This window comes from Burkholderia sp. BCC1998, assembly GCF_905339875.1.
Lineage (GTDB): Bacteria > Pseudomonadota > Gammaproteobacteria > Burkholderiales > Burkholderiaceae > Burkholderia.
This window is the reverse complement of the sequence record NZ_CAJPHE010000003.1, coordinates 36,685-56,900: the sequence shown is the minus strand read 5'-3', so window position 1 is coordinate 56,900 and position 20,216 is coordinate 36,685. Positions and strand designations below refer to the sequence as shown.

Here is a 20,216-nt window from a genome sequence, read left to right as displayed (position 1 = left end):
GGAGAAGTACACGATGGCTCGAATGATCCAATGCGCGAAGCTCGGCAAGGAAGCCGAGGGTCTCGATTTCCCGCCGCTGCCGGGCGAACTCGGCAAGCGCATCTACGAAAGCGTGTCGAAGGAAGCGTGGCAAGGCTGGCTCAAGCAGCAGACGATGCTGATCAACGAGAACCGCCTGAACATGGCCGACCCGCGCGCGCGCCAGTACCTGATGAAGCAGACCGAGAAGTATTTCTTCGGCGACGGCGCCGACCAGGCGTCCGGCTACGTGCCGCCGACGGAAGGCTAAGCACCGCGCATCGCGATGGCCGGCCGTGCCGGCCTCGTCGCGACGTGAAGCAACCGCCAGGCAAACGGCACCGTGGATCGCACGGTGCCGTTTGCTTTTGGGACGCGTGATTTGGCGCGAGTCGAGGCCATGCGGCGCGCGATCCGTCCGGCGCGCGATGTCGCCGGAGCGGCGAATTATCGCCTCACCGCCTCACCGCCTCACCGCATTACCGCATTACCGCATTACCGCATTACCGCATTACCGCATTACCGAATCGCCAGCGTGCCGAATCACGTCGGCCTCCCCGTCTCACCCCGCCGGTTTCAACGCGCCGCGCTCGCCTGGCTGCGTGGTCTCGCCGGCCGGACTTTCAGCGCTCGCACTTTCGGCGCCCCACTCGGCCGCATCGCTGCGCTCGGCCGTCGACAACTCGTCCGCGCGGTAGCCGGTGCGATTCAGCAGCGCGAGCATGCACGCGAGCGACACGAGCGCGTACAGTCCCGACGCGATCGCGACGCCGACGATGCTGCCGGTCGCGTTCAGGATCGCCTGCGCGAGCACCGGCGTGCCGCCGCCGACGACGAGCGCGCTCAGCTGGTACGCGAGCGACAGGCCCGTATAGCGGATGTTGGCCGGAAACACGCGCGCGAGCACGCCGCCGACCGCACCGTAGAACATCGCCGACGGAATCGTCGAGATGCACATGCCCGCGACGGCTATCCAGTAAGAACGCGTCGCGAGCGCATGGAACATCACCGGCATCAGCACGATCTCCGGAATCAGGATCCAGCACATCGCGCGCCGCATGTCGACCTTCGACACGAACCACGCGCCGACCGGCTGCATCAGGAACTGCACGACGAGCGAAATCGACAGGATGCCGAGGAACGTGCCCTGCGCATAACCGAGCTCCTTGGTCGCCCACGACAGCGCGAACGTACTGCGAAAGTACGTGACGTTGATCACCGGCAGCGTGCCGGCCGCGAGCAGCACGACGGGCCAGTGGTCGCGCACGACGTCGCGCAGCGGCAGCTTCACCGTGCGCTTGCGCGCGAGCACGCGTTGCATGTCGATCGATTCCTCGAGCCGCAGCCGGATCACCATCCCGATGATCACGAGCACCGCCGACAGCAAAAACGGAATGCGCCAGCCCCACATCAGGAACGACGGCGTCGGCAGCGCGCTCAGCGCGAAGAAGGCAGCGGTGGCGAGCAGGTTGCCGGTGGGCGAACCTTGCTGCGCGAACGCCGCATACAGGATGCTGCGATGCTTCGGCGCGTTCTCGCTCGCGATCAGCACCGCGCCGCCCCACTCGCCGCCGACCGCGATGCCCTGCAGCACGCGCAGCACGACGAGGCCCGCGGGCGCCCACACGCCGATTGACGCATAGCCGGGCAACAGGCCGATGCCGGTCGTGGCAAGCCCCATCATCACCAGCGTGATCACGAGCGCGGTCTTGCGGCCGACGCGATCGCCGAGATGCCCGAACACGATGCCGCCGAGCGGCCGCGCGGCGAAGCCGGCCCAGAACGTGACGAACGCGAGCAGCGTCGCGACGCCGGGATTCATCGTGCTCGAAAAGAACACCTTGCCGAACACGAGCGCGGCGGCGGTGCCGTAGATGTAGAAGTCGTACCACTCGATCGTGGTGCCGACGAACGCCGCGAGGGCGGCACGGCCGGGCCGCGGCTGCGCGGCGGACGGGGATTGCGGACGGCTCATCGATGTCTCCATGTTTGTGATCGGCGGCGCGACTGTCGCGCGCGTTGCCGGATGGCCGGCCTTGCGCCGCCGGCTGGCGGGGTTGCTTTACGAGCGATTGCTCGACGCGGGGCTGTTTTACGCTGCCCAACGTCGCTTTACGTCGCGATCTGTCGGTCCAGGTCACTCGCCTGCAGGGCCACTCGTCCGGTCACGCCGGGTCGGGCGCGACCTTCAGCACGCCCGCGTCGAGCAGCTGCTGCTGGAGCGCGGGATCGACGCCGAGGCGGTCGAGCACCGCGCGCGTGTCGCGGCCGAGCGCGGGCGGCGGCGAACGATAGGTCGCCGGCGTGCGCGACAGCTTCACCGGCGATGCGGTGCCGCGATACGCGCCGATCTCGACGAACAACTCGCGATGCAGCGCATGCGGATCGCGCGCGACGTCGGCGACCGTGCGCACCGGCCCGCACGGCACGCCCGCCGCCATCAGGTCGCGCGCGAGCGGCTCGCACGGATGCGCGGTGAGCCGTGCCTCGAGTTCGGCCTTCAGTTCGGGCCGGTGCGCGCAGCGGCTGCGGTTGTCGACGAAGCGCGGATCGCCGGCGAGCGCCGGCGCGCCGAGATGCGCGACGAGCCGCGCGAACTGCCGGTCGTTGCCGACCGCGAGGAAGATCGGCACGGTGGCCGTGCGATAGCTGTCGTACGGCGCGATGTTCGGGTGCGCGTTGCCGCTGCGCTCGGGCACGCGCCCCGAGCCGAAGAAGTTCGGCAGGTGCGGATGCAGCAGCGACACGCCGCAGTCGTACAGCGCGATGTCGATCGACTGGCCCTGCCCGCTCTGCTCGCGCTCCGCGAGCGCGAGCAGGATGCCGGCAAGCGCGTTGAGCCCGGTGACCATGTCGACGATCGGCAACCCGATGCGCATCGCGTCGCCGTCACGCTCGCCGTTCACGCTCATCAGCCCGGCCATCGCCTGGATCACCGCGTCGTAGCCGGGCAGCCCGCCGAGCGGGCCGTCGTCGCCGAAGCCCGTCACCGCGCAGTGGATCAGGCGCGGGAAACGCGGCTGCAGGTCGCGCGCGTAGTCCATGCCCCAGCGCGCGAGCGTGCCGGGCTTGAAGTTCTCGACGAGCACGTCGGCGCTCTCGAGCAGGCGCCACAGGATCGCGCGCCCTTCGTCGCGGGACAGGTCGAGCGCGACGCCCTCCTTGTTGCGGTTCACGCCCATGAAGTACCACGCGGTGTCGCCGAGGAACGGCGGCCCCCAGCCGCGCGTCTCGTCGCCGTCGGGCGGCTCGATCTTGATCACCGTCGCGCCGTGGTCGGCGAGCGCCTGCGTGCAGTACGGGCCGCCGAGCACGCGGCTCAGGTCCACGACCTTCAGGCCGTCCAGTGCGCCGCGGGTCGCTTTCGTCGCTTTCGTCGTGCTCATCGTTCGACCTCCGGCAGCAGGTCGAGCGCCATGTCGAGCGGTACCGGCGTGCCGCGCAGCAACGCATCGAACGCCACTGCCTCGTCGTCGCGCGACGCCGGCGCGAGCGGATCGACCGGCAACAGCTTGTGACGCACGATCAGGTGCGCGAGCGCGAGGCGCCGGTAATCGGGCGCGAGCCGCGCGCCCTCGCATGCCATCAGCACGGCCGCGCTCGCGTAGTACAGTGCCGACGCGGCCTGCCGCACGCGCGCGTCGTCGCCTTCCGCCGCGACCCGGGCGAGCGCATCGCACGCACGCGCGAGAATGCGCCGCAGTGCCGCGCGGCTCGCGTCGGGCAGCGGCGCCGCGCCGAGCCGGTCGGCGAGGAACGTGCGCAGCGCATCGAGCGCCTGCTCGCGCTGCGCGGCGCGCGCGACGTCGAGCGCGACGATGTTGCTGGTGCCTTCCCAGATCGAGCCGAGATGCGCATCGCGCACGAGGCGCGCATCGCTCCATTCCTCGATGTAGCCGGTGCCGCCGCGCACCTCCATCGCGTCGCCCGTCACACGGCGTGCGTCGCGGCACGCGCGGAACTTGATCAGCGGCGTCAGGATGCGCACGCAGCGCGCGGCCCGCTCGTCGCCCGCATCCGCCTGCGGCAGCAGCAGCGCGATCTGCATGAACATCGCGCGCGCGGCCTCGGCGGGCAGCAGCATCTTCATCAGCTGGCGCTGCATCAGCGGCATCTCGATCAGCTTGCGGCCGAATGCGGCGCGGTGGGCGGCCACGTGCAGCGACTCGTTCAGCGCACGCCGCATCAGGCCCGCCGCGCGCACGCCGTTCGACAGCCGCGACATGTTGATCATGTCCGCCATCTGGTGAAAGCCGCGGCCGATCTCGCCGATCAGGTATGCCTGCGCGCCTTCGAGCGCGATCTCGCCGCTCGCCATCGAACGGCTGCCGAGCTTGTCCTTCAGCCGCACGATCCGGTAGCGGTTGCGCGTGCCGTCCGGCAGCGTCTTCGGCAGCAGGAACAACGCGAGCCCCTTGATGCCGTCCGGCGCGCCGTCGGGCCGCGCGAGCACCATCGCCAGGTCGGCGTCCGCGTTCGAGCAGAACCACTTGTCGCCGAAGAGGCGCCACACCGCCTCGCCCTGCGCGTCGGCTTCGCGCACCGCGCGCGTCGCGATGCGGCCGACGTCGGAGCCGGCCGCCTGTTCGGTCATGAACATCGCGCCCTGGAACAGCGTGTCGAAATCGCGCGATGCGAGCATCGGCAGATAGCGCTCGACGAGTGCCGGGTCGCCGAAGCGGCGCAGCGTGCGCGTCAGCGAATCGGTCATGCTGACCGGGCAGCACAGCCCGAATTCGGCCTGCACGAACAGGAACGTCAGCGCGTACTTGACGAGCGGCGCGACCGCCTCGGGCTGGTGGCTCAGCGACGCGAGCCCGAGTTCCGCATACGCGACGCGTTCGAGCGCGACGTACGCGGGATCCTTGTCGATCCGCTGCACGGCTTCGCCGCGCCGGTTGCGGTGCTCGAGCACGGGCGGGTGCTTGTCCGCGCGCGACGCCCATTCATCGAGCTCGCCCGACACGCGCGCGCCGAGCGTCAACAGCTGCGGTTCGAGTTCCGCGTAGCGTGCTGCGCCCAGATGCAGTTTCAGCAACGCGCCGAGATCGGGATCGGCCGTGAAGAAATTGATGCCCCGGCTATCGGGGATGTTGTTGGCCGCGCCGGTGTCCGGCGTGCGAGCGATGTCGTTCATGCATGCGTCTCCAGGATGGCCCGGCTACCGGCCGGCGCCGCGCGGCGGCGGCGCGGCCAGCTGATGCCAGGCGTTCAGCAGAGCGTAGGCGCGCAATCGATAAGCGTCCAATACAGGATTTATCCGGTACGATAGACGACGCTTATCGATGCCGATGCGGGAAGGAGACAGCATGGAACTGAGGCAGTTGCGCTACTTCGTGGCGGTCGCCGAGGAACTGCATTTCGGGCGCGCGGCGAAGCGCCTGTTCATCTCGCAGCCGGCGCTGAGCTTCGACATCCGCAAGTTCGAGGACGCGCTCGGCGTGCAGCTCTTTTCGCGCACCAACAAGACGGTCGCGCTGACCAACGCGGGCGCGGTGCTGCTCGGCGAAGCGCGCCGGCTGCTGCTGCAGGCGGCCGAGGCCGAGCGGCTCACGGTGCGCTCTGCGTCCGGCCTCGCGGGCCGGCTGCGGATCGGCTTCGTCCATTCGATGCTGTATCGCGGGCTGCCCGATGCGGTGCGGCGCTTCGAAGCCGATTACCCGGGCGTCGAGATCGTGCTGAGCGAGATGAACACACAGGCGCAGGTGCAGGCGATCCAGCGCGGCCAGATCGATCTCGGCTACGCGCACTGGGGCCACTGCCCGCCCGAGGTCGAATCGGCGCCCGTCTACGCGGAACCGTTCGTCTGCTGCCTGCCGGCCGCGCATCCGCTCGCGCGGCGCCGTCAGGTCGCGCTCGCCACGCTGGCCGAGGAACCATTCATCCTGTTTCCGCGCGACGCGGCGCCGCACTATCACGACCTGATCATCGCGCAATGCGTGAACGCGGGATTCAGCCCGCTGATCCGCCACGAGGCGCGGCTGTGGCAGACGATCCTGTCGATGATCGAGTTCGGCATGGGCATCGCGCTGGTGCCGCGCGTGCTACAGCAGGTGAAGAGCGACCGGCTCGCGTTCCGGCCGCTGAAGGATGCGTCGCTCGAATCGCGCACGCTCGAACTGAAGCGCAGCGGCACCGCCGAACCGGTCGCACTGCGCTTCGCCGACTACGTGCGCGCATCGATCGACGCGCTGCCCGCGCTCGCGGGCTGAGCCGGCGCGCCGGCATTTCGCGCCGGCACTGCCCCGTTACTTCGCTTCCGGCTGCAGCGCCGGCTGCGCGCGCCGGTACCACACCGCGTACACGACGGACAGCGCGATCAGGAACGGAATGCCGAAGATCAGCGTCATGTGGAATTCGGCCGTGAAGTAGGTCGTCACCATCACCGCGAGCATCAGCGCCGCGCCGAGCAGCGTCAGCAGCGGAAAGCCGCGCATCCGGAACGCGGGCGCCGGCAGGCCGAGCGCCGCGCGACGCCGCCGGAAGCAGTAATGCGTGACGAAGATCATCATCCACGTGAACAGCGCGCCGAACATCGACACCGCCATCATGATCGTGAACGACGCGTCCGGGTACAGCACGCTCAGGACCGTCGCGAGCGCGATGCCGAGCGTCGACAGCAGCAGCGCGCCGAACGGCACGCCGCGCGCGTCGACCTCGCCGAGCGCCTTCGGCGCATAACCCGCGCGCGACAGGCTGAACATCATCCGCGTCGTGATGTAGAGCTGGCTGTTCATCGCGGACAGCGCGGCGATCAGCACGACGAAGTTGATCAGCCCGGCCGCGCCCGGCAGGTGGATCGCCTCCATCACCTTCACGAACGGGCTCTCGTCGCGCCCCGCCGCCGTCCACGGCACGATCGCGAGCATCAGCGCGAGCGTGACGAGGTAGAACAGCACGAGCCGCACGATCGTCGAGCGGAACGCGCGCGTCACCGCGCGCTCGGGATCTTCCGCCTCGCCCGCCGCGACCGCGATCATCTCGATGCTCAGGTAGCTGAAGATCGACACGATCACCGCGACCCACATCCCCCACATGCCCTTCGGGAAGAAGCCGCCGTGCCCGGTGTAATGGTGGAAGCCCGCGCGGGCCGCACCGTCGCCGACCAGTGCCGGATTGCCGAACACGACGTACGCGCCGAGCACGATGAAGCCGACGATCGCCGCGATCTTCACGACCGAGAAGCCGTATTCGACCGCGCCGAACACGTCGACGCTGCGCGCGTTGACGAACACGAGCAGCGCCGAGAAGCCGACGATCCACAGCCAGCCCGGCACGCCCGGGAACCAGTACTTCATGTACAGCGCGATCGCGGTGACTTCGGTGCCGACCGCGAGCACGATGCACGCCCAGTACGCATAGCGCACGAGGAACCCGGCCCACGGGCTCACGTAATGTTCGGCGTATGCGCCGAACGACCCGGAGGTCGGATGCGCGACCGTCATCTCCGCGAGACAGCCCATCAGCAACAGCGAGATGAACGCGCCGATCGCGTAGCTGACGAGCACGCTCGGGCCCGCGAAGCCGATCGCGAACCCGCTGCCGAGAAAGAGACCGGTGCCGATCGCACCGCCGATCGCGATCATCGCCATCTGCCGTGCGGAAAGTGTGCGGCGCAGACCCTGCTCGCGCGCCGCGATGTGCTGGAATTGCCCTTCTGGTTGCATCGAATGACCTCGTTCGAAAGCGTGTGTCCGGCCGAAACGTCGACGGCGCACGGACCGGTGCCGGACCGCACCGGCCACCGCGCGCCGCATGCTCAGAACAGGTGGCGCAAGCCGGCCGCGATGCCCGTCTGGTTGCCGCGTCCGGGCATTTCGGTGAACGCGCCGCCGGTCACCCGGTTGTAGTCGACCGTCGCGTAGACCTGCGTCGCCTTCGACAGCGCATACTCGGCCTCGAGCACGCCCGTGTAGCGCTTCCCGCCGTTACCGGCGATGCCGTTGACGTTGCGGATGTCGTCGTAGTACGCGACGCCCGTCACCGATACCGCCGGCGTGACCTGCACGCTCGCGCCGGTATAGAAGATCGCGTCGCGGCGCGGATTGTCGCCGAACGCACCGTAGGTCACGTCGCGGCCCGGCGCGTTCAGCAATTGCCGGTCGAGCATGCCCGTGCGGTCGATGCCGCCGAGATAGCCCGCGTACAGCGTCGCCGCGCCGAACGCGTAGCGTGCGCCCGCGCCCCATGCCTGCTGCGCGCGGCTCGTCAGGTCGCGCACCTGCTGGTAGGTCGCACCGACCATCAGCCCGCCGAGCGTGTACGACACGCGCGTGCCCCAGTATGCATTCGCGCCGAGGCTGCCCGCGACGCCGCCGAAGCCGTAGCTCGCGCCGACGTTCAGCCCGCCGAACGTGCCGTCGTAGCTGACCACGTTGCTCGCGCGGCCCTGCGTGAGGAAGTACGGCCACATGTTGGCCGTGTAGTTGCCGACCGTCAGCGGATCGAGATCGCCGAACAGGTTGAATGCCTCGGTCGCCTGCCGGCCGAGCTTCACGGTGCCCCAGTCGCTCGCCAGGCCGACATACGCGTAGCGGCCGAACAGCGCGCCGTCGAGTTGCCCGTTCTGCGGCTCGAAGCCGCTCTCGAGCCGGAAGATCGCCTTCAGGCCGCCGCCGAGCGCTTCGCTGCCCTTCAGGCCCCAGCGGCTGTTGGTGATCGCACCGTTGGTCATCTGAACGCTCGCGTCGTTCGACGCGTTCGCATGCGTCGTGTAGCGAATGCTCTGGTCGACGATGCCGTACAGCGTCACGCTGCTCTGCGCCATCGCGCCGCTCGCGGCGAGCAGACCGGCGATCGTCGGTAGTGCGAATCGATTGATACTCCTCATCTTCGTCTCCATCCTTGTCTGAATATTTGATGTTCGTCGGGGTGTGTTGGTGCTTGTCGGTAATCGTGGGTACTGCAATCCTCGCGCGGTCGCGTGCCGGCTAGCCGCGTGCCGCCGGCAACGCCACGTACGCGACGAGTTCGACGCGCATGTCCGGGTGCGCGAAGCCCTGCACGCCCACGCACGTGCGGTTCGGGTACGGTTCGCGAAAGTGGCGCCGGTATTCGGCGTCGAATTCGGGCATCGCCTTCACGTCGGACAGGTAGACGAGCACCTGCGCGACGTCGTCCATCGTCGCGCCGGCCGCCGCGACGGCCTTCGCGAGATTGTCGAGCGTGAGGCACGCCTGCCCCGTCATCGTGTCGCCTGCGATCGCGCCGGACGCATCGACCGGGCCGTGGCCGGTAAACATCAGCCCGCCCGCGCGGGTCGCCCACGAGAACGGCTGCGCGAGTTGCGGCAAGTCGACCGGGATCGTGTCTGCCATCGTGTCCTCCTTCGGTTCGGAATCGGCCGCTCAGGCAGCCTGGCGCGACGTGCCGCCGAGCACGTCGGCGATCGCGTACGCGACGTGCTCGACGTTCGCGTCGTTCAGGCCCGCGATGCACATGCGGCCCGAGCGCAGCAGGTAGACGCCGTGCGACGCGCGCAGCCGGTCCACGTCGGCCGCGGCGATGCCCGTATAGCTGAACATGCCGCGCTGCGTGACGAGCGCGTCGAACGCGGGCCCGGCCAAGCGCGCGTCGAGCCGCGCCTTCAGCGCACCGCGCATGCGCTTGATGCGCGTGCGCACCTGGGCCACCTCTTCTTCCCAGCACGCACGCAGGACGTCGTCGTTCAGCACCGCCGACACGAGTTGCGCGCCGAACAGCGGCGGGCTCGAGTAGGTGCGGCGCACGCCGGCCTGCAGCTGGCTCAGCACCGTCGCCGCTTCGCCCGCGCTCGCGCAGACGATCGACAGGCCGCCGACGCGTTCGCCATACAGCGAGAAATTCTTCGAGAACGAGTTGCTGACGATCGCCGGCAGCCCGGCTTCGACGATCGCGCGCACGGCCCATGCGTCGTCGTCGAGACCGTCGCCGAAGCCCTGGTATGCCATGTCGAGGAACGGAATCAGCCCGCGGCGCGCGAGCACGTCGATCACCGCGCGCCACGCGTCGCGGTCGAGGTCGAGGCCCGTCGGGTTGTGACAGCACGGCTGCAGCAGCACGATGCTGCGCGCAGGCAACGCGTCGAGCGCCGCGAGCATCGCGTCGACGCGCAGGTCGTTGCGCGCGGCGTCGTAGTACGGATACGTGTGCACGTCGAGGCCGGCCGCCGCGAAGATCACGCGATGGTTGTCCCACGTCGGATCGCTGATCCAGATCGCGCTGTCGGGGAAATAGCGCTTCACGAATTCGGCGCCGAGCCGCAGCGCGCCCGAGCCGCCGAGCGTCTGCAGCGTCGCGATGCGTCCTTGCGCGAGCGCCGCGCAACCGGCGCCGAACACGAGGCGCTGCACGCCCTGCCGATACGCGGCGAGCCCTTCCATCGGCAGATACGTATGCGGCGCGCCGGCTTCGCGCAGGCGCTCGGCCGCGACGCGCGTGCTCTCCAGCACGGGGATGCGGCCCGCGTCGTCATAATAGAGGCCGATGCTGAGGTTGACCTTGTGCGGATGGGCATCCTGCTGGAACGCCTGGAACAGCGACAGGATCGGATCGCCCGGATAGGCGGGAATGTGTTCGTACATGGCGGAATGACGGTCTGGGTTGAAGGCGGCGATACGGCCGGCGGCGTGACGGCACGTCAGGCCGTGCGGTCGAGGCATGGGGCGCATGTTATCGAGGACGAAATAGAATGAGCTTCACTTTTCGATGACGAATCCCGCCGATTGCAGTAGAGTCTGCGCCTACCATCTCAAAAATGACGGGATTCTGCGAAATGAATCTGGATCGAACCGACATGCGGATCCTCCGGCACCTCGAGCGGGACGGACGCATCAGCAATCAGGACCTCGCGAACGCGGTCGCGCTGTCGCCGTCGGCGTGCCTGCGGCGTGTGAAGCTGCTCGAGGAACGCGGCGCCATTTCCGGCTACCGCTGTACGATCGAGCCGAAGAAGGTCGGCGTCGCGTTCGAGGCGCTCGTGCACGTGTCGATGCGGCCGGACGTACCCGAATGGCACGACCGCTTCGTGGAGGCGATCCAGCAGTGGCCGGAAGTCATCGCCGCGCAGATCGTGACGGGCGGCTCGAACTACGTGCTGACGGTGCGGGCGCGCGACCTCGACCACTACTCGGACTTCGTGATCAACCGGCTGCATCGCGCGACGGGCGTGATGTCGATCAATTCGAGCATCGTGCTCGCGACGCTCAAGCGCGACGGCTCGATCCTCGATCTCGTCGAGCCGTCGACGGCCGGCTGACGCACCTTTTGCACCGGCCTGAAAAATATTTGAAGAAAGTGCTTTACGAACCCGAAAAGCTCTGACATAATTTCGGCTTCTTTGGGCGGTTAGCTCAGCGGTAGAGCACTGCCTTCACACGGCAGGGGTCACTGGTTCGATCCCAGTACCGCCCACCAAAGAATTCAAGGGCCTGCGTCTCACGACGCAGGCCCTTTTCGTTTTGTGCGTCGCACTCGCAATGCACACGTCCAAGAGATAATCGCGTGATACCGACGCGCGCAAGCGGCCAGTACGTAATAATCGGTAACGAATTGGTAACGGGGTACGAATGGCGGCTGACTAGAATCGACCACCATGACAGCCGGCCGAGCGGCACCGGCTTCCCACCATCAAGAAGACGAACGGAATCCGGCACGCGCATTGCGGCTGGTTCACGCCGTCGCGACACATCATGACATTGCCGAATTCACATACCCTGTGGTTGACCGGCCTGAGTGGTGCCGGCAAATCCACGCTCTCGCGCGAGATCGCCGCATACCTGCGCACGCACGACATTCCGGTCTGCATTCTCGACGGCGACGAACTGCGCTCAGGCGTCTCGCACGATCTCGGATTCCGGCGCGACGACCGGGCCGAAAACTGCCGACGTACCGCCGAAATCGCGAAGCTGATGAACAATCAGGGAATCATGGTGATCGTCGCGCTGATTTCCCCGTATGCAGCCGACCGGAAACTGGCGCGGGAAACCATCGGTGACGAGCGCTTCGTCGAAATCTATCTGAAGACCGATATCGAGACCTGCTCCGCGCGCGATCCGAAACGCCTGTATGCGAAGGCCATGACCGGCCAGACGCGCCAGTTCACCGGCATCTCCGATCCCTATGAGGCACCCGTCGCGCCCGATCTCGTTGTCGAGACCGGGACGATGTCCGTCTCCGCGTGTGTCGCGCGCATCATCGAGTTCGATCAACAGCGCTTCGCCTACGCCTGACCGAAGCGCTGCGTTCGCTCACCCCACCCGCCCGACCCGTTCCGCGGTCGCATCGAACGCGCGTTTCGCCTTGTCGACGATCTCGTCGACCTCCTCCTCACGAATCACGAGCGGCGGCGACAGCAGCATCCGGTCGCCGGTCGCGCGCATGATCAGGTTGCCGTTGAAGCAGAAGTCGCGGCAGATCGTGCCGATATCGACGCCGGCGTCGAACCGCTCGCGCCGCGCGCGATCGCGCGCGAGCTGTACACCCGCGACCAGCCCCGCCCCCGCGATCTCGCCGACGATCGGATGATCGCCGAGCGCTTCGCGCAGCCGACGCTGGAAGTACGGCCCGATGTCGTGCTTCACGCGCTCGACGATCCCTTCGTCGCGCAGCAGCTTCAGGTTCGCGACCGCCACCGCCGCCGCGACCGGGTGGCCCGAGTACGTGAGCCCGTGATTGAATTCGCCGTTGTCGATGATCGGGCGCGCGACGCGTTCGTGGATGCCCACCGCGCCCATCGGCACGTAACCCGAGGTCAGGCCCTTGGCCATCGTGATCAGGTCCGGCTCGAAGCCGAAGTGCTGGTGCGCGAACCATTCGCCGGTGCGGCCGAAGCCGCCGATCACTTCGTCGGCGACGAGCAGGATGTCGTACTTGCGGCAGATCCGCTGGATTTCCGGCCAGTACGTCGACGGCGGGAAGATCACGCCGCCCGCGCCCTGGAACGGCTCGCCGATGAACGCCGCGACGTTCTCCGCGCCGAGCGCTAGGATCTTCGCCTCGAGCTGCTGCGCACGCGCGAGGCCGAACGCTTCGGGCGTCTCGCCGGCTTGCGCTTCGCCGAAGAAATACGGCTGGTCGATGTGCACGATGTTCTCGACCTTCGACGGCATCTGCTCGTGCATGTAGCCCATCCCGCCGAGTGTGCCGCCGGCGATCGTCGAGCCGTGATAGCCGTTCCTGCGCGAGATCACGTATTTCTTCTGCGGCTTGCCCTGCACGCGCCAGTACTGGTGCACGAGGCGCAGCACGGTGTCGTTGCCTTCCGAGCCGCTGTTGCAGTAGAAGAAGTGGTTGAAGCCCGCGGGCGTGACTTCCGCGAGCATCGCCGACAGTTCGATCACCGGCGGGTGCGTGGTCTTGAAGAACGTGTTGTAGAACGGCAGTTCCTGGAGCTGGCAATATGCGGCATCGGCGAGTTCCTTGCGGCCGTAGCCGACGTTCACGCACCAGAGGCCGGCCATCCCGTCGATGATCTTGTTGCCGTCCGAGTCCCACAGATAGACGCCGTCGGCCTTCACGATCACGCGGCTGCCCGCGCGATTCAGCGCGCCCATGTCCGAGAAGGGATGGATGTGGTGCGCGGCGTCGAGCGCGCGGTATTCGGCGGTCGAGCGTGCCTGCGTCGTGCGCGGTGCGGCGGCCGGTGCGGCCGGCTGGATCCAGGCAGATTCGTTGCGGTACGTCATGGTTCCTCCGTGATTCCGTATTCGGTCGTGCGCACGCTCAGACGTGCAGCAGCAGATGGCGGCGTTCCCACGAACTGATCACGCGGAAGAACGCTTCGTATTCGGTTTCCTTCAGCGCCAGATACGCCTTCACGAACTTGTCACCGAGAATGCCGGCGAGCGGCGTGCACGCGGCCATCAGCGAGATGCCCTCCTCGAGGTTGCGCGGCAGCTGGTACGGCAGGTCGTAGCCGTCGGACGCGATCGGCTCGGTCGGCGCGAGCTGCTGCGTGAGACCGAGATAACCGGCGGCGAGCGTCGCCGCGAACGCGAGGTACGGATTGCAGTCGACGCCCGGAATCCGGTTCTCGATGCGCCGCGCGACCGGCGTCGACTGCGGGATGCGAAAGCCGACCGTACGGTTGTCGTAGCCCCACTGCACGTTGATCGGCGCGGCCATGAAGCGCGACAGGCGGCGATACGAGTTGATGTACGGTGCGAAGATCGGCATCAGCGCGGGCGTATATTTCTGCAGGCCCGCAAGATAGCTTTGGAACATCGGCGACACGACGCCGCCGTCGTCGGCGAACAGGTTGCGGCCGGTGTGCACATCGGCGAGGCTCTGGTGGATATGCATCGCGGAGCCCGGCTCGTTTTCCATCGGCTTGGCCATGAACGTCGCATACATGTTGTGGCGCAGCGCCGCCTCGCGCACCGTGCGCTTGAACAGGAACACCTGGTCGGCGAGCGACAGCGCGTCGCCGTGCACGAAGTTGATCTCCATCTGCGCGGCGCCGACCTCGTGGATCAGCGTCTCGATGTCGAGGCCCTGCATCTCGCAGTATTCGTAGATGTCCTCGAACAGCGGATCGAACTCGTTGACGGCCTCGATCGAATACGACTGACGGCCGGTTTCCGCGCGCCCCGTGCGCCCGACCGGCGGACGCAGCGGCAGGTCGGGGTCGGCGTTCATGTCGACCAGATAGAACTCGAGTTCGGGCGCGACCACGGGCTTCCAGCCCTTTTCCTTGTACAGGTCGAGCACGCGGCGCAGCACGTAGCGCGGCGAAATCTCGACCGGCGAACCGTCGAAATGCACGCAATCGTGGATCACCTGCGCGGTCGGATCGACGGCCCACGGAATCAGGCAGATCGTCGACGGATCGGGCACGCACACCATGTCGGGATCGGTCACGCCGGTCAGCGTGCCGTCTTCCGGATAGTCGCCGGTGACGGTCTGCACCATCACGGCCTGCGGCAGGCGCATCGATTCGCCGGACTCGAATTTGTTGCGCGGAATGATCTTGCCGCGCGCGATGCCGGCCATGTCGGGAATGATCGCCTCGACTTCGGTGATACGGTGCTGGCGCAGGAATTCACTCAGTTCGGGTTGCATGATCGGCCTCGTTCAGTCGACGTCGGATGCAGCCGGCGACGGCATGGTGCCGCCGGCCGCATGAATGCGGTGGGTCATGCGCGCGCGGCACGCCGCGCCGAATGCCGCGAAGATGTCGCGCGACAGCGATTGCTCCGCGTGGCGCCATTCGGGATGCCACTGCACGCCGAGCGCGAACGCGCGCGCGCCGCGCACGCTCACGGCCTCGATCAGCCCGTCGGGCGCGCTCGCCTCGACCGCGAGGCCCGCGCCGAGCCGCGCGATGCCCTGGTCGTGCAACGAATTGACCAGCGCGTCGTGCGCGCCGTGCGCGATCCGTTGCAGCAACCCGCCCGGCGCGAGCTGCACGCGGTGCGCGGGGCCGTACTGCCGCTCGAGCGGATCGCCGTCGCGCTCGCGATGATCGTGGAAGCCAGCGCTCGCATGCAGTCGCTGATGCAAGGTGCCGCCATACGCGACGTTCAGCTCCTGCATGCCGCGGCAGATCGCGAGCACCGGCACGCCCGCATCGATCGCCGCGCGGATCAGCGGCAGCGCGGTCGCATCGCGCGCGGGATCGTGCAGGGTATCGGGCGCGCTCGCCGGGCCGCCGTAGTGATGCGGCTCGACGTTCGAATAGCTGCCGGTCAGCAGCAGCCCGTCGATCGCCGCGACGATCGCGTCGACCGGTTGCCGCGCACCCAGCGCGGGCAGCACGAACGCCAGCGCCCCGGCACCGTCGACCAGCGCGACGAGATACTTCTCCCCGGCCGTGTGGTTCGGATGGGCGCCGCGCATGACGCGATCGGCGGTGACGGCTACGAGCGGGCGCGGTCGCATGATCGCCTCCGCGATAAATGCGCGACGCGTGCGGACGCGCAGGACGATGGCGGCCCGCGATGGCGCTGCACGCGTCCACGCGCGATCGTGCCGCTCGGACGGTGCGGCAACGGGCGGTGCGATCCGATGCGAAAGCGGAAAAGGACGCTAGGGCAACAATGAAGCGCTGCCGTCGCACTGCACCGCGCTGAACACGCGTGCGGTGACGACATTGAAGCGGCGCAGGCCGCGATGGGGCACAGCGAAGAAGCGGGGCTCGCGTATGGGGGCGGCGCGCGTGCCGCGCTCAGCATGCCGGATCGGCCCGGCCTGAGGCGGCGCGCCCGCCGACGGACTTCGGGTCCGGCGTATCGAAGGGCTGGCGGCTTTCACGATCGTACTCGACTGACTGATGAAGGCAGGACACGTGTCGCGATGAAGCGGGGGCGGCAATGCCGCGCGACGACACGTCGGCAAGGTGTCTGGCAACGGATTCCGGCGCGGTGCGACGCTGATCGACGCCGTCGCGGCCGGGGCGCGCGTGACGACTTCCTGACATTCAGCTTATATCACCTAAAAATTGCGTCAAATTTTCAGGTACCGATCCCGACATCGATCAGACGAAAAAAACGGCATCGACCGCTCGGGTCGATGCCGTTTTGTGCGATGCACCAATGTGCGCCTTGCCAGCCGGCCGGCCGTGGCGCGACATCGCACCGCGCCGCCGCACGCAGCGCGCGCCGACGGATCAGCGATGCGCGAGCGCGGTTTCGACGAGCGTCTGCAGCAGCGGCACAATCCGCGCGGCGCGCGCTTCGTCGTACGCATACGGACGCGTCTCTTCCATGTAGGTGATCTGCGACAGCTCCAGCTGCACGGCTTCGACGCCGGTCGCGGGCACGCCGTAGTGGCGCGTGATGTAGCCGCCCTTGAAACGCCCGTTCGCGACGGCCGTATAACCGCCGTGCGCGCTCACGCATGCGGCCAGCGCCTCGGCAAGGCCCGGTGCGGCGCTCGCGCCGCTCGACGTGCCGAAGTTGAAGTCCGGCAGGCGGCCCTCGAAGAAGCGCGGCACGTGCGAGCGGATCGAATGCGCTTCCCACACGAGCACGCGGCCGTGCTCGCGCTTCAGGCGCGCGATCTCGCCTTGCAGCGCGTCGTGATACGGGCGCCAGTAGCGGTCGCGACGGCGCATGATCTCGTCGTTGCCGGGCAGCGCGCCCGCCGGATACAGCGGCGCCTTGTCGAACGTATCGACCGGCACGAGCCCCGTCGTGTCCTGCCCCGGATACAGGTTCTCGTTGTCGGGCGGACGGTTCAGGTCGACGACGTAACGCGCGTGCGACGGCACGAGGATCGACGCGCCGAGCGTCGCCGCGAAGCCGTACAGGCGCTCGAGGTGCCAGTCGCAATCGTCGACGAAGCGCGCGTCGGGCGTCATCGTCGCGGCGATGTCGTCGGGGATATGGGTGCCTGCGTGCGGAATCGAGATCAGCAGCGGCAGCGTGCCCTGCTTCAGCGTGAATACAGCCGGTTGTTCAGTCATGTCGCATCACCGTAAAAGTCGGCCGGCGCACGCGCGCGGCGTGCGCCGGATGCCGCGCATTCAGCGCAGCAGTTGCGCCAGCGCGGCGCGGTAGTCGGCATAAGCTGCGGCTTCGTCGCGATGGCGGCGGCCGCTCACGACGCGCTCGCCGCCGGTATAGACGTCGAGCACCGGCGTGTCGCCGTGCTCGGCGAACACCGTGCCCGACAGCCAGGACGCGCTGTCGTGCTCCGCGACCGCCGGATGATCGGGATCGAGCACGAGCCAGTCGGCGCGGCAGCCTTCACGCAGCGCGCCGATGCGCCGCCCGCTCGCCTGCGCGCCGCCCGCGAGCGACGCGTCGAACAGCCGGTCGGCGACATGCGCCTGCGTGTCGCTCGCGAGCACGTTGCGCGCGCGATGCACGAGCCGCTGCCCGTATTCGAGCAGGCGCAGTTCCGAGCGCCAGTCGACCGACGCATGGCTGTCCGAGCCGACGCCGATCACGCCGCCCTGCGCGAGATAGTCGAGCGCCGGGAACACGCCGTCGCCGAGGTTCGCCTCGGTGGTCAGGCACAGGCCGGCCACCGCGCGACGCTTCGCGAGCGCGGCCGTTTCGGCCGCATCGACGTGCGTCGCGTGCACGAGGCACCAGCGCGCATCGACGTCGAAACGATCGAGCAGCCATTGCACGGGACGCGCGCCGTACGCGCGCACGCAGTCGTCGACTTCGGCCGTCTGTTCGGCGATATGGATATGCACCGGCGCGTCGTCGGGCAAGCCTTCCAGCAGCACGCGCAAGCCGTTCTCGGACACCGCGCGCAGCGAGTGCGGGGCGACGCCGTAGCGCAGGCCGCCGTGCTCGGGCGCGACGCGGCGCATCGCGTCGAGCAGCTCGAGCAGGCCGTCCGGCGTATTGATGAAGCGGCGCTGGTCGTCGCGCGGCGGCTTGTTGCCGAAGCCGGCGAACTGGTACGACACGGGCAGCATCGTGATGCCGATGCCGGCCGAGCGCGCGGCATCGACCACGCGCGCACCGAGTTCCGCGATCTGCGGATAGCGCGAGCCATCCTGCGCGTGATGCACGTAGTGGAATTCGCACACCGACGTGTAGCCGCACTTCAGCATCTCGACGTACAGCCAGCGCGCGATCGCCGCGAGCGCGTCGGGCGTGATCTTCAGCGCGAAGCGGTACATCAGGTCGCGCCAGCTCCAGAAGCTGTCGGCGGGATTCGCGCGATATTCGGTGAGCCCCGCCATCGCGCGCTGGAACGCGTGCGAATGCAGGTTCGGCATGCCGGGCAGCACGGGCCCGGCCGCGCGCGCGACGCCGGCCGGCGCGTCGGTGTCGGGCGTCACGTCGGTCAGCGTGCCGGCCGCGTCCCAGCGCAGCAGCACGTTGCGGCGCCAGCCATCGGGCAGCCGGGCATGGTCCGCGAACAACATAGAGTCGGTCATCGTGAGTCCTTGTTGGCCGGATTCGGCGCACTGAAGCGTCGGTCCGGTCCCAAGCCCCGGTTGGCAGGAGGCGGCGCGTCGGCGCCCGCTTCCGCTCCGTGGCGATCGACCGGACCGGCGCTTCAGCGCCGCCTCCGGCCCTCCGCTAAAACTAGCCGTTCATCCGGCGAAACACCGTCGCGCCGCCGCGCACGACCTGCTCGCACAGCGGCCGGCCGATCCAGTACGCAAGCTCCGACAGCGAGCCGACCGACCAGGCCGCGAAATCGGCCTGGCGGCCGATCTCGAGCGCACCGTGACGATCGGCGCGACCGAGCGCCGCGGCCGCATGGCGCGTCACGCCCTGCAGCACCTCGGGCACCGTCATGCGGAACAGCGTGCAGCCCATGTTCAGCGTCAGCAGCAGCGATTCGAGCGGCGAGGTGCCGGGGTTGTGATCGGTCGCGAGCGCGATCGGCACGCCATGCTTGCGCAGCAGCTCGATCGGCGGCAATTGCGTTTCGCGAATGAAGTAATATGCGCCGGGCAGCAGCACGGCGACCGTGCCGGCCGCCTTCATCGCCTCGATGCCGGCTTCGTCGAGAAATTCGAGGTGGTCGGCCGACAGCGCGCGATAACGCGCGGCAAGCGCGGTGCCGCCCGCGTTCGACAACTGCTCCGCGTGCAGCTTCACCGGCAGCCCGCGCCGCGTCGCGGCCTCGAACACGCGCTCGGTCTGCGCGAGCGAAAAGCCGATGCGCTCGCAGAACACGTCGACCGCGTCGATGAGGCCTTCGTCGGCGAGCGCCGGCAGCATCCGGCCGCACACTTCGTCGATGTATTCATCCGCACGGCCCGCATATTCCGGCGGCAGCGCGTGCGCGCCGAGGAACGTGGTGTAGACCGTGACCGGGAAGCGCTCGCCGAGCTGGCGCGCGACGCGCAGCATCTTGCGCTCGCTCGCGAGGTCGAGCCCGTAGCCCGACTTGATCTCGATCGCCGTCACGCCGTCGGCGAGCAGCGGCTGCAGGCGCGCGGCGGCCTGCACGAACAGCGTCGTCTCGTCGGCTGCGCGCGTCGCGCGCACCGTCGACACGATCCCGCCGCCCTGCCGCGCGATCTCCTCGTAGCTGACGCCGGCGAGGCGCTGCGCGAACTCGTCGGCCCGCGTGCCGCCGTACACGAGGTGCGTATGGCAGTCGACGAGGCCCGGCGTCACCCACGCGCCGTGCAGGTCTTCCCGCTGCCAGTGCGCATAACCGTGCGGCAGCGCGGACAACGCGCCGAGCCACACGATCGTGCCGGTTTCGTCGACGGCGATCGCCGCGTCGTCGATCGTTTCGTCGGGATGGCCGTGCGGACACAGCCTCAGGTGATGCCAGACAGTCGGTTTCATGCG

17 protein-coding genes and 1 tRNA gene are annotated in these 20,216 nt (G+C 68.3%); 5 read left to right on the top strand and 13 right to left on the bottom strand.

Going from position 1 to position 20,216, the window contains the following annotated elements:
* Positions 1–13: 13 nt before the first annotated feature.
* Complete coding sequence (locus U5A56_RS06420; RefSeq protein WP_006478357.1) at positions 14–289, top strand: oxidative damage protection protein; 276 nt, start codon at positions 14–16, stop codon at positions 287–289.
* Between the two features lie 291 nt (positions 290–580).
* Here the strand turns inward: U5A56_RS06420 and U5A56_RS06415 are convergent, their stop codons facing one another.
* The 3 genes from U5A56_RS06415 to U5A56_RS06405 all read right to left on the bottom strand — a co-directional run bounded on the left by U5A56_RS06415 (position 581) and on the right by U5A56_RS06405 (position 5,155).
* Positions 581–1,993, bottom strand: coding sequence for an MFS transporter (locus tag U5A56_RS06415; RefSeq protein WP_321921476.1), 1,413 nt, complete (start codon positions 1,991–1,993; stop codon positions 581–583).
* 190 nt (positions 1,994–2,183) lie between these two features.
* Positions 2,184–3,404, bottom strand: coding sequence for a CoA transferase (locus tag U5A56_RS06410; protein ID WP_321921474.1), 1,221 nt, complete (start codon positions 3,402–3,404; stop codon positions 2,184–2,186).
* Complete coding sequence (locus tag U5A56_RS06405) at positions 3,401–5,155, bottom strand: acyl-CoA dehydrogenase family protein (protein ID WP_321921472.1); 1,755 nt, start codon at positions 5,153–5,155, stop codon at positions 3,401–3,403. Before U5A56_RS06405 ends, U5A56_RS06410 begins: the two co-directional genes overlap by 4 nt.
* A 172-nt stretch (positions 5,156–5,327) precedes the next feature.
* Between U5A56_RS06405 and U5A56_RS06400 the strand changes: the two genes are divergently transcribed.
* Positions 5,328–6,230, top strand: coding sequence for a LysR family transcriptional regulator (locus tag U5A56_RS06400; protein WP_124522172.1), 903 nt, complete (start codon positions 5,328–5,330; stop codon positions 6,228–6,230).
* A gap of 36 nt (positions 6,231–6,266) precedes the next feature.
* Here U5A56_RS06400 and U5A56_RS06395 read toward each other — a convergent pair whose 3' ends face one another.
* The 4 genes from U5A56_RS06395 to U5A56_RS06380 all read right to left on the bottom strand — a co-directional run bounded on the left by U5A56_RS06395 (position 6,267) and on the right by U5A56_RS06380 (position 10,580).
* Entirely contained in the window at positions 6,267–7,685 is a 1,419-nt protein-coding gene (locus U5A56_RS06395; protein WP_321809285.1) for an amino acid permease, read from the bottom strand.
* Between the two features lie 92 nt (positions 7,686–7,777).
* Positions 7,778–8,848, bottom strand: a complete 1,071-nt coding sequence (locus U5A56_RS06390; protein WP_415749104.1) for a porin — start codon at positions 8,846–8,848, stop codon at positions 7,778–7,780.
* A 100-nt stretch (positions 8,849–8,948) separates the two neighbouring features.
* Positions 8,949–9,335, bottom strand: a complete 387-nt coding sequence (locus U5A56_RS06385; RefSeq protein WP_321921467.1) for a RidA family protein — start codon at positions 9,333–9,335, stop codon at positions 8,949–8,951.
* A gap of 30 nt (positions 9,336–9,365) precedes the next feature.
* Positions 9,366–10,580 (bottom strand): amino acid aminotransferase, encoded by a 1,215-nt coding sequence (locus U5A56_RS06380; protein WP_321921465.1) that lies wholly within the window; start codon positions 10,578–10,580, stop codon positions 9,366–9,368.
* Positions 10,581–10,771: 191 nt separating this feature from the next.
* Here U5A56_RS06380 and U5A56_RS06375 point away from each other — a divergent pair, with 191 nt between their 5' ends.
* The 3 genes from U5A56_RS06375 (at position 10,772) to cysC (ending at position 12,227) form a co-directional block, all read left to right on the top strand.
* Positions 10,772–11,254, top strand: coding sequence for an Lrp/AsnC family transcriptional regulator (locus tag U5A56_RS06375; RefSeq protein ID WP_124488334.1), 483 nt, complete (start codon positions 10,772–10,774; stop codon positions 11,252–11,254).
* Between the two features lie 83 nt (positions 11,255–11,337).
* A tRNA-Val gene (locus U5A56_RS06370) sits at positions 11,338–11,412 on the top strand.
* 275 nt (positions 11,413–11,687) lie between these two features.
* Positions 11,688–12,227, top strand: coding sequence for an adenylyl-sulfate kinase (cysC, locus tag U5A56_RS06365; protein WP_321921463.1), 540 nt, complete (start codon positions 11,688–11,690; stop codon positions 12,225–12,227).
* Positions 12,228–12,245: 18 nt separating this feature from the next.
* Here cysC and U5A56_RS06360 read toward each other — a convergent pair whose 3' ends face one another.
* The 6 genes from U5A56_RS06360 to hutI form a co-directional block, all read right to left on the bottom strand.
* Complete coding sequence (locus U5A56_RS06360; RefSeq protein ID WP_321921462.1) at positions 12,246–13,682, bottom strand: aspartate aminotransferase family protein; 1,437 nt, start codon at positions 13,680–13,682, stop codon at positions 12,246–12,248.
* Between the two features lie 37 nt (positions 13,683–13,719).
* On the bottom strand, positions 13,720–15,057 hold the full coding sequence (locus U5A56_RS06355) for a glutamine synthetase family protein (protein WP_044847659.1): 1,338 nt from the start codon (positions 15,055–15,057) through the stop codon (positions 13,720–13,722).
* Between the two features lie 12 nt (positions 15,058–15,069).
* A complete protein-coding gene (locus U5A56_RS06350) occupies positions 15,070–15,876 on the bottom strand; it encodes a gamma-glutamyl-gamma-aminobutyrate hydrolase family protein (RefSeq protein ID WP_321921460.1) in 807 nt (268 codons plus the stop codon).
* Between the two features lie 727 nt (positions 15,877–16,603).
* Positions 16,604–17,401 (bottom strand): N-formylglutamate deformylase, encoded by a 798-nt coding sequence (gene hutG, locus U5A56_RS06345; RefSeq protein ID WP_124489555.1) that lies wholly within the window; start codon positions 17,399–17,401, stop codon positions 16,604–16,606.
* Between the two features lie 60 nt (positions 17,402–17,461).
* On the bottom strand, positions 17,462–18,838 hold the full coding sequence (locus tag U5A56_RS06340; protein WP_321921459.1) for a formimidoylglutamate deiminase: 1,377 nt from the start codon (positions 18,836–18,838) through the stop codon (positions 17,462–17,464).
* Between the two features lie 151 nt (positions 18,839–18,989).
* Positions 18,990–20,213 carry an imidazolonepropionase gene (hutI, locus tag U5A56_RS06335; protein ID WP_321921457.1) on the bottom strand — a complete coding sequence of 408 codons (1,224 nt, stop codon included), beginning with the start codon at positions 20,211–20,213 and terminating at the stop codon, positions 18,990–18,992.
* Between the last annotated feature and the right edge of the window lie 3 nt (positions 20,214–20,216).